A 7,509-nucleotide genomic window follows, 5' to 3' on the forward strand; every position below is an offset into this window, starting at 1 on the left:
CGCGCCCGGCGCGACGAACGCCACCACGGCCTCCTGGCCGTCAGAAAGGTAGCCGAGCCAGATGGCTGACGAGAACGAAACCAACGACGACCAGCCCGAGATCGTGCACGGCGAGGTCGGGGACATCGTCGTCTCCGGCGACCGCATCTCGCAGGTCGACCTGCAGCTCGAGATGCAGCGGTCGTACCTCGACTACGCGATGTCGGTCATCGTCGGGCGCGCGCTGCCCGAGGTCCGAGACGGCCTGAAGCCCGTCCACCGCCGCGTGCTCTACGCGATGTACGACGGCGGTTACCGGCCGGACCGGGCCTTCTCGAAGTGCTCGCGTGTCGTCGGCGACGTGATGGGCCAGTTCCACCCGCACGGTGACAGCGCGATCTACGACGCCCTCGTCCGGCTCGTGCAGCCGTGGTCGCTCCGCTACCCGCTCGCGCTCGGCCAGGGCAACTTCGGTTCGCCCGGCAACGACGGTGCAGCGGCCCCGCGGTACACCGAGACCAAGATGGCGCCGCTCGCCATGGAGATGGTCCGGGACATCGACGAGGAGACCGTCGACTTCCAGGACAACTACGACGGCCGCACGCAGGAGCCGGCGATCCTGCCGTCGCGCTTCCCGAACCTGCTCGTCAACGGCTCGGTCGGCATCGCCGTCGGCATGGCGACGAACATCCCGCCGCACAACCTGCGCGAGGTCGCCTCCGGCGCGAAGTGGGCGCTCGAGAACCCGGACGCCACGCGTGAGGAGCTGCTCGCGGCACTCATGCAGCGCATCAAGGGGCCGGACTTCCCGACCGGCGCGCAGATCCTCGGCGTCAAGGGCATCCAGGACGCCTACCGGACCGGCCGTGGGTCGATCACCATGCGTGCCGTGGTCAGCGTCGAGGAGATCCAGGCCAGGACCTGCCTCGTCGTCACCGAGCTGCCGTACCAGGTCAACCCGGACAACCTCGCGATCAAGATCGCCGAGCTGGTCAAGGACGGCCGTCTCGCCGGCGTCGCCGACATCCGCGACGAGACCTCCGGCCGCACCGGCCAGCGCCTGGTCATCGTGCTCAAGCGCGACGCCGTGGCCAAGGTCGTGCTGAACAACCTCTACAAGCACACGCAGCTGCAGGAGAACTTCGGCGCGAACATGCTCGCGATCGTCGATGGTGTCCCGCGCACCCTGGCGCTCGACGGCTTCATCTCCGCCTGGGTCGACCACCAGGTCGAGGTCATCGTCCGCCGCACCCAGTACCGCCTGCGTGAGGCCGAGAAGCGTGCGCACATCCTGCGCGGCTACCTGGCGGCGCTCGACGCCCTCGACGAGGTCATCGCGCTCATCCGTCGTTCGCCCGACGTCGAAGAGGCCCGCAGTGGCCTGATGGACCTGCTGTCCGTCGACGAGATCCAGGCGCGCGCGATCCTCGAGCTGCAGCTGCGCCGTCTGGCCGCGCTGGAGCGACAGAAGATCCACGAGGAAGCCGAGGCGCTCGAGCTCAAGATCGCCGACTTCGAGGACATCCTCGCCCGCCCGGAGCGCCAGCGTCGCATCATCGGCGAGGAGCTCGACGAGATCGTCGAGCGCTTCGGTGACGACCGCCGCAGCGAGATCATGTTCGGGTACGACGGCGACATGTCGATCGAGGACCTCATCCCCGAGGAAGAGGTCGTCGTCACCATCACCCGCGGTGGGTACGTCAAGCGCACGCGCAGCGACCAGTACCGCGCGCAGCACCGTGGCGGACGTGGCGTCCGCGGCGCTCAGCTCCGTGCTGACGACGTCGTGGAGCACTTCTTCGTCACGACGACGCACCACTGGCTGCTGTTCCTCACCGACCAAGGCCGTGTGTACCGCGCCAAGGCGTACGAGCTGCAGGAAGCCGGCCGCGACGCCAAGGGCCAGCACTCCGCCAACCTGCTCGCCATGCAGCCGGACGAGCGGATCCAGCAGGTCCTCGACATCCGCGACTACGAGGCCGCCCAGTACCTGGTCCTGGCGACCGAGCACGGGCTCGTCAAGAAGACCGCGCTGACCGAGTACGACACGAACCGCACCGGCGGCATCATCGCGATCAACCTGCGCGACGGCGACAAGCTCCGGTCGGCACTGCTCGTCGACGAGACCGACGACCTGCTGCTGGTCTCGCGCCACGGCATGTCCCTCCGGTTCACGGCGACGAACGACACGCTCCGCCCGATGGGTCGATCGACCTCCGGCGTGAAGGGCATGTCCTTCCGCGACGGCGACGCACTGCTCGCGGCACGGGTGGTCTCGGACGACGGCTTCGTGTGGGTCATGACCGAGGGCGGCTACGCCAAGCGCACCTCCGTCGACCAGTACCGCATCCAGGGCCGTGGTGGTCTCGGCATCAAGGTGGCCAAGCTGGCCGCCGACCGCGGTGACCTCGTGGGCGCGCTCATCGTGGGTGAGGACGACGAGGTGCTCGTCGTGCTGCAATCGGGCAAGGTGGTAAGGTCTGCCGTGGCCGAGGTCCCTGCCAAGGGCCGAGACACGATGGGAGTCGTCTTCGCGCGTTTCGCGGAGAACGACCGGATCATCGCGGTGGCCCGGAACACAGAGCGGAACCTGGACGACCAGGACGACCCCGAGATCGAGCCTGCGGGCCCGGTGGAGACGGTGAGCCCGGACGAAGCGGCTCCCGACCCCGCCGACACAGTGCCCACGGACACCGTGGCCGGAGAGGACCAGTCAAGCAATGAGTAGTGTCGCCGAGAAGCTCCAGAGGAAGGCGAAGCGACCCGTCGGCACCCGACAGGTCCGTCTGCGCCTCGTCTACCTCGACTTCTGGTCGGTGGTGAAGCTGAGCTTCCTCATCGCCCTCGCCGGCAGCATCGTGATCGTCGTCGCGACCGCACTGGTCTGGCTCATCCTCAACCAGACCGGGGTGTTCGAGAAGGTCGACATGCTGCTGAAGGACGTCACCGGTCAGAACAGCTACTCGATCATGGACCAGTTCTCGCTGGGCCAGGTCCTCGGGTTCTCGATCGTCGTCGGCATCCTCAACGTCGTCGTCGGCACCGTGCTCGGCGCCATCGTGAGCGTGCTGTACAACCTCAGCGTGCGGATCACGGGCGGCCTGCTCGTCGGCTTCACCAACAACTGACACACTCGGCCGGATGAGGCCGATCGCTCGATTTCGTTCCCACGACTTCCTGCGGTAGGCTTTCATCCGGTCTGAGGGGCTATAGCTCAGGCGGTTAGAGCGCTTCGCTGATAACGAAGAGGTCCAAGGTTCAAGTCCTTGTAGCCCCACCACAATTCAACTCCCGCGTCGGAAGTCTCGGCGTGGCGGCCGGTTCGGTCGCTCCGGGGCCTTAGCTCAGTTGGTAGAGCGCTGCCTTTGCAAGGCAGATGTCAGGAGTTCGAATCTCCTAGGCTCCACGTACTCTCGGCCCCTGGTCGGTGACTCGTTCGCCCGCCCAGGGGCTTCGTGCTTTCCCGGTGCGCGCTCCTGCCCCGGGTCCTCCCGTCGAGTGGTCGCAACACCCCGCTGCCGTGCGCTGAGTGGTCGCACGTCGTCGGTCTAGGTCGCCGCAGGCGACGGTTCGTGGCCGGTGGGCGGGACGCGGGCGGTCTGTCGTGACCGATCGGCGGGCCGGAGGCTCGTGCGGGGCGCGATGGGCCTCCCGTCCGGCGGTCCAGCCGCGGTGACGTCGCACTTCGTGTCGGCTCGCCGGTCGCCGAGGCGACACGAAATGCGATCTCGGCGCCGCGACCGGTCACGGGTCGTCGGCGCGGGGCGCCGTAGGCGACGGGTCGTGGCCGGTGGGCGGACGTGTGCGGTGCGTCGTGACCACTCGGCGGGCTGGAGGCTCGTGGCGGGGCCGGGGCGAGCCTCCCGTCCGGCGTGTGGCTGGCCGGGTGGCGGTGAGGTCGCACTTCGTGTCGGGTCCCCGGCGACCGAGGCGACACGAAGTGCGACCTCAGCGCTGTGGGCTCAGGACCCCCGGGAACGACGAAGGGCCCCGGCGCAGTGCCGGGGCCCTTCGTACGAACCGGAGAGGTCAGGCTGCGGTCTTGTCCGCGGAGTCGGAGTCGTCGGCAACCCAGAGGTCGTCGTCGGCTCGGAGCGTCTGGTACGCGGCGTAGGCGGCACCGGCGACGGCGACGACACCGACGATGATCAGCGCGACACCCCCGAAGCCGAGGCCCTTCTTCTGCTGCGACGGGACGTACTTCGCAGCGGCCTTCTTCGCGGCCTTGCTCTTCTTCTGAGCGTTCTTCACGAGCTTCTTGACGCGGGGGTCCTTCGCGAGGTCGCCCACGCTCATGACCGAACCCGCGGTCGAGACCAGGCCGGGGATGACCTCGGTCTGGAACCGGTGCGAAGCGGTCTGTGCTGCCGACGTGGCAGCGTGGACACCTGTGGCGACAGCCGGGCGGATGCCGTTGTCGATCGCGTTCTGCACGCGGGGTGCGATGTCCTTGCGTGCTGCGTCAGCGGCGTGCGAGCGGGCCTCGGCGAGGATCTCGTTCGCGTGCTCGAGCACCTTGCGCTGCTCGCCGAGGAGCGAGGCGGTCTTGCCCTTGAGCTTCTTGATCTGCTTCCGGCGCTTGCGCGGCAGTTCGATCGTCGTCATCTGGTACCTCCATCGGAACGGCGTGGCCCCCATCCTGCCACCGCAGCGCCTGACAGGTCACGGAGTCGTACCTGTGGGTACCGTCTGTACGCAGGGGACGCATGCGAGAATCGGAACATGTCTCTGCACACCGCTGTCGCAACGATCCACACGAACAAGGGCGACATCCGCGTCAACCTGTTCGGCAACCACGCTCCGAAGACCGTCAAGAACTTCGTCGACCTGGCCACCGGCCAGCAGGAGTGGACCCACCCGGGCACCGGCAAGGTCTCCACCGACAAGCTCTACGACGGCGTGGTCTTCCACCGCATCATCAAGGACTTCATGATCCAGGGCGGCGACCCGCTCGGCCAGGGCATCGGCGGCCCGGGCTACCGCTTCGACGACGAGATCTCGCCCGAGCTCACCTTCCAGAACCCGTACATCTTCGCGATGGCCAACGCGGGCCTCCAGGGCGGCCGTGGCACCAACGGCTCGCAGTTCTTCATCACGACGGTGGCGACCCCCTGGCTCCAGGGCAAGCACACCATCTTCGGTGAGGTCGCCGACGACGAGTCCCGCGCCGTGGTCGACGCGATCGAGGGCGTCCCCACCGACGGCCGCGACAAGCCGGTCGACGACGTCGTCATCAACAGCATCGACGTCGAGTCCGTCTGACCTTGACCGACCAGGCGTACAACCCGGCGAACTACTGCTACCGGCACCCGGACCGGCAGAGCTTCATCCTCTGCCAGCGGTGCGGACGGACGATCTGCACCGAGTGCCAGACGCCGGCGGCCGTCGGGGTGCACTGCCCTGAGTGCGTTCGCGAGCAGCGGGCGCAGTTCACGGCGAACCGTCGTGCGACCGGGCCCAGCGGGTTCACGGTCGCACGACGGCGCTTCGCCATGCTCGACCAGAAGGCCACGGTCGTCATCATCGCGGTCTCGGTCGCGATCTGGCTGCTCGACCAGGTGTCCGGGCGCTTCTTCACGCAGCTGCTCGGCTACAACGCGTACTACCTGCCGACGCAGCCCTGGCGGATGGTGACCTCACTGTTCGTCCACTCGGGGTTCCTCCACATCCTGTTCAACATGTGGGCGGTGTTCATCTTCGGACGGATGCTCGAGAACATGCTCGGGACGTGGCGGTTCCTCGCGCTGTACTTCCTGTCGGGCCTCGGCGGCTCGATGGCCGTGACACTGCTGGCGCCGACGACCTCGGTGGTCGGGGCCTCGGGTGCGATCTTCGGGCTCTTCGCCGCGTTCTTCATGCTGCAGCGCAGCCTCGGGTCGAACGCGGTCTCGCTGCTCGTGATCATGGGGCTCAACCTGGTGATCGGGTTCCTCCCCGGGACGAACATCTCGTGGCAGGCCCACGTCGGTGGCATCGCGGTGGGCTTCCTCACCGGGTACGTGTTCTCGAAGACCCGCAACGTCCGGCAGCGGGGCCTGCAGATCGCCCTGCTCGTCGGAGAGGCCGTGCTCATCATCGCCCTCACGATCGTCGGCTACGTCCTGGCACTCGCCTGACGACCTGACCGAGCCGCGCACCGCGAACGACCGGTGCACCGCCAACACCCGGTGCACAACGAACGCCCGGTGCACCACGAACGCTTGGTGCACCACGGACACCCGGTTCACCACGAACGCCCCGTCACTGTTGTGGCGGGGCGTTTTCGTACCTGTGGACAACCCGGTGAGTTACACGGGTGTGATTATCCCCAGTGTGGAAAGACCTGTGGACAACTCGGGGGTCAGGGTGTGGAACTCGATGTGGAGAACGTCGTCTTCTGTGGAGAACCCAGATTTCGCGAGCTCGAACAGCCCTTCCCTGTGGAGAACGAGAACGAGAACGAGAACGCCCGCCGCACCAGAGGGTGCAGCGGGCGTTGTCAGGAGATCAGATGGGGCTCAGCGCCACCGTGTGGTCATCAGGAAGCCGACGAACATGATGCCGAAGCCGACGAGGATGTTCCACGAGTTGAGCGACGGCACCGGGAGCGTGCCCTGCGAGATGTAGAAGACGATCACCCAGGCGAGCCCGATCAGCATGAAGCCGAACATCACCGGCTTGAACCACACGGGGTTGGGCTGATCGCCCGCCGTGTCGACCGAGTCGGCTCGGGTGGTCGTCCGGGCGGGCTTGGTGCGGTCCTTGTCCTTGGCCATGGCCGGTATCCTACCGTGAACATGTGTGCGCACGGGCTGCACAGAGCCTCTGCACGACCCCCACGAGTACGGTGAACCGACCATGACCAGGATCCTCGTCGTCGACAACTACGACAGCTTCGTCTACACGCTCAACGGCTACGTCCAGCAGCTCGGCGCGCAGACCGACGTCGTGCGGAACGACGCCTTCCCCGAGTCCGAGATCGCGGACCGGCTCGCCGAGTACGACGGCGTGCTGCTCTCGCCGGGTCCGGGCACCCCCGGGGACGCCGGCGTCTCGATCGCAACGGTGCATGCCGCCATCGACGCCGACAAGCCCTTGCTCGGCGTCTGCCTCGGGCACCAGGCCATCGCCGAGGCACTGGGTGCGACGGTGACGCACGCCGAAGAACTCATGCACGGCAAGACCTCGCAGGTCGACCACGACGACAGCACGCTGTTCGCCGGGGTCCCGCACCCGTTCACGGCGACGCGGTACCACTCGCTCGCGATCGTTGACGGCACCGTGCCCGACGAACTCACCGTGACGGCCCGGACCGGTGGCGGCGTGATCATGGGCGTGCAGCACCAGGACGCCCGCGTCTACGGCGTGCAGTTCCACCCGGAGTCCGTCCTCACCGAGGGTGGCTACCGGATGGTCGGCAACTGGCTCGAGACCACCGGTCTCACCGGTGCAGCCGACCGCGCAGCGGGCCTGGGCCCGCTGATCGCGTCCCGCCAGGCCTGACCCTCCGGGCCTGGCCCATCAGGCCTGGACCACCGGACTGGAGGCTCG

At 67.6% G+C, this 7,509-nt stretch carries 7 protein-coding genes and 2 tRNA genes; 7 read left to right on the forward strand and 2 right to left on the reverse strand.

Translation table 11 applies throughout. The annotated features are described in order from the left end of the window. The first annotated feature begins 61 nt into the window (after positions 1-61). The 4 genes from gyrA to BIU98_RS15500 all read left to right on the forward strand — a co-directional run bounded on the left by gyrA (position 62) and on the right by BIU98_RS15500 (position 3,385). Entirely contained in the window at positions 62-2,707 is a 2,646-nt protein-coding gene (gene gyrA, locus BIU98_RS15485) for a DNA gyrase subunit A (RefSeq protein ID WP_071278528.1), read from the forward strand. Further along, positions 2,700-3,107, forward strand: coding sequence for a DUF3566 domain-containing protein (locus BIU98_RS15490; protein ID WP_071278532.1), 408 nt, complete (start codon positions 2,700-2,702; stop codon positions 3,105-3,107). Before gyrA ends, BIU98_RS15490 begins: the two co-directional genes overlap by 8 nt. 75 nt (positions 3,108-3,182) lie before the next feature. After that, positions 3,183-3,259 (forward strand) — tRNA-Ile (locus tag BIU98_RS15495). Positions 3,260-3,312: 53 nt separating this feature from the next. Then, positions 3,313-3,385: transfer RNA gene (locus BIU98_RS15500), tRNA-Ala, on the forward strand. 623 nt (positions 3,386-4,008) lie between these two features. Here the strand turns inward: BIU98_RS15500 and BIU98_RS15505 are convergent. Next, entirely contained in the window at positions 4,009-4,584 is a 576-nt protein-coding gene (locus tag BIU98_RS15505) for a hypothetical protein (RefSeq protein WP_083393312.1), read from the reverse strand. Positions 4,585-4,701: 117 nt separating this feature from the next. On the opposite strand from BIU98_RS15505, the gene BIU98_RS15510 reads away from it, so the two are divergent. Together BIU98_RS15510 and BIU98_RS15515 are read left to right on the forward strand one after the other, a co-directional pair. Beyond that, the gene (locus BIU98_RS15510) at positions 4,702-5,241 is read left to right on the forward strand and encodes a peptidylprolyl isomerase (protein WP_071278533.1); all 540 of its coding nucleotides are present in this window, start codon (positions 4,702-4,704) and stop codon (positions 5,239-5,241) included. Positions 5,242-5,243: 2 nt separating this feature from the next. Beyond that, positions 5,244-6,095, forward strand: a complete 852-nt coding sequence (locus BIU98_RS15515) for a rhomboid family intramembrane serine protease (RefSeq protein WP_175481390.1) — start codon at positions 5,244-5,246, stop codon at positions 6,093-6,095. 381 nt (positions 6,096-6,476) lie between these two features. Here BIU98_RS15515 and BIU98_RS15520 read toward each other — a convergent pair whose 3' ends face one another. Further along, positions 6,477-6,734, reverse strand: coding sequence for a cell division protein CrgA (locus BIU98_RS15520; RefSeq protein ID WP_071278537.1), 258 nt, complete (start codon positions 6,732-6,734; stop codon positions 6,477-6,479). A gap of 82 nt (positions 6,735-6,816) precedes the next feature. Between BIU98_RS15520 and BIU98_RS15525 the strand changes: the two genes are divergently transcribed. Next, positions 6,817-7,461: an aminodeoxychorismate/anthranilate synthase component II gene (locus BIU98_RS15525; RefSeq protein ID WP_071278539.1), complete on the forward strand. Its 645-nt coding sequence runs from the start codon at positions 6,817-6,819 to the stop codon at positions 7,459-7,461. Positions 7,462-7,509 lie beyond the last annotated feature (48 nt).

The organism is Curtobacterium sp. MMLR14_010, from assembly GCF_001865015.1.
Classification (GTDB): Bacteria; Actinomycetota; Actinomycetes; order Actinomycetales; family Microbacteriaceae; genus Curtobacterium.

Excerpts from the sequence above, each read along its gene's own strand:
- BIU98_RS15520 (WP_071278537.1), bottom strand. The coding sequence starts at position 6,734 with ATGGCCAAGGACAAGGACCGCACCAAGCCCGCCCGGACGACCACCCGA.
- BIU98_RS15510 (WP_071278533.1), top strand. The coding sequence starts at position 4,702 with ATGTCTCTGCACACCGCTGTCGCAACGATCCACACGAACAAGGGCGAC.
- BIU98_RS15505 (WP_083393312.1), bottom strand. The coding sequence starts at position 4,584 with ATGACGACGATCGAACTGCCGCGCAAGCGCCGGAAGCAGATCAAGAAG.
- BIU98_RS15490 (WP_071278532.1), top strand. The coding sequence starts at position 2,700 with ATGAGTAGTGTCGCCGAGAAGCTCCAGAGGAAGGCGAAGCGACCCGTC.
- BIU98_RS15525 (WP_071278539.1), top strand. The coding sequence starts at position 6,817 with ATGACCAGGATCCTCGTCGTCGACAACTACGACAGCTTCGTCTACACG.
- gyrA (WP_071278528.1), top strand. The coding sequence starts at position 62 with ATGGCTGACGAGAACGAAACCAACGACGACCAGCCCGAGATCGTGCAC.